This window comes from Streptomyces calidiresistens (assembly GCF_014141525.1).
GTDB classification, from domain to species: domain Bacteria; phylum Actinomycetota; class Actinomycetes; order Streptomycetales; family Streptomycetaceae; genus Streptomyces; species Streptomyces calidiresistens.
The window spans coordinates 1-1502 of sequence record NZ_VKHS01001068.1 but is presented as its reverse complement, the minus strand read 5'-3'; the positions used below and the strand labels follow the sequence as shown (position 1 = coordinate 1502).

The 1502-nt window shown below is 75.4% G+C and carries 1 protein-coding gene; it reads right to left on the bottom strand.

The window, feature by feature from the left end:
- Positions 1–25 precede the first annotated feature (25 nt).
- A complete protein-coding gene (ilvA, locus tag FOE67_RS25475; protein WP_438874310.1) occupies positions 26–1159 on the bottom strand; it encodes a threonine ammonia-lyase in 1134 nt (377 codons plus the stop codon).
- Between the last annotated feature and the right edge of the window lie 343 nt (positions 1160–1502).

Sequence of the window (1502 nt, the reverse complement as noted above, 5' to 3'; positions counted from 1 at the left end):
GCCCCGCCGACCGTGCCGGTCCGGCTCACTCCAGGACGTGGTACCCGCTCTCCCGCAGCACCTCGTCCACCCGCTCCCGGTGCTCCGGCCCCTGCGTCTCCAGCCGCACCTCCACCTCGGCCTCGTCCACCGCCAACCGCGCGTCGGTCCGCACGTGGTTGACCGCCAGCACGTTGGCGTCGGTCTCCGAGAGGGTCCCCAGCAGCGCGGCCAGCACCCCGGGGCGATCCGGCAGCCGCAGCCGGAGCGTGAGGTACCGGCCGGCCGCCGCCATGCCGTGCCGCAGCGTGCGCTGGAGCACCAGCGGGTCCACGTTGCCGCCCGACAGCACCGCGACCACCGGCCCGTCGAAGCGGTCCGGCTCCTCCAGCAACGCCGCCACCGGCGCCGCGCCGGCCGGCTCCACCACCAGCTTGGCCCGCTCCAGGCACAGCAGCAACGCGCGGGAGAGCGCGTCCTCCGAGACCAACCGGATGTCGTCCACCAGCTCCGCTATCACCCGGAACGGCACCTCGCCGGGACGCCCCACCTTCATGCCGTCCGCCATCGTCGCCGGGGAGGCCACCGCCACCGGCCGACCGGCGGCCAGCGAGGGCGGGTAGGCGGCGGCACCCTCCGCCTGCACACCCACCACCCGCACGTCGGGACGCAGCGACTTCACCGCCAGCGCCACCCCGGCGGCCAGCCCACCGCCCCCGATGCCCACCACGACCGTGCGCACCTCGGGGCACTGCTCCAGGATCTCCAACCCCACCGTGCCCTGGCCCGCGACCACGTCCGGGTGGTCGAAGGGATGGATGAAGACGGCGCCGGTGCGCTCGGCGTGCTCGCGCGCCGCCTCCAGCGTCTCGTCCACCACCTGCCCCCGGGTGATCACCCGCGCCCCGTACTCCCGGGTCGCCGCGACCTTCGGCAGCGGGGCCCCCGCCGGCATGAAGACGGTGGACTCCACCCCCAGCGTGGTGGCCGCCAGGGCCACCCCCTGCGCGTGGTTGCCCGCGCTGGCGGCCACCACGCCGCGTGCCCGCTCCTCCGGCGTCAGACCGTGGATGCGGGTGTAGGCGCCGCGCAGTTTGAACGAACCGGTGCGCTGGAGGTTCTCGCACTTCAGGTGCACCGCCGAGCCGACCAGTCGGGAGAGGTGACGGCTGCCCTCCATCGCCGTCACCCGCGCCACCCCCGCCAGGAGTTCGCGCGCCCGCCAGACGTCCTTGATATCGGGGGTGGCGGGGAGCCCGGGGGCTCCGGGCGACTCGTCCGAATCGGGGACCCCGTCGCCGTTACCGGGGTCTCCGGTACCGGCCGGGGGCGTCCCCGCCGATCGGGCGGGGTCGGCACCCGTGCGCAGATTCACGTTCATGTCGCCAGTCTGGCAGCACGCGCCCCGGGAGATGCGACGGCGCGGACCGCGTTCGCCCCGTGGACCCGTGCACCGGTTTCGTCACGGTCCGGAACGGTTCCGCGACGACCCCTCCGGGCGGCCCGGACCCGCCCCTCCACGC

What these genes read in the sequence shown, in the direction of transcription:
- ilvA (WP_438874310.1), bottom strand. Translation starts at nt 1,159, where the DNA reads ATGGAGGGCAGCCGTCACCTCTCCCGACTGGTCGGCTCGGCGGTGCAC.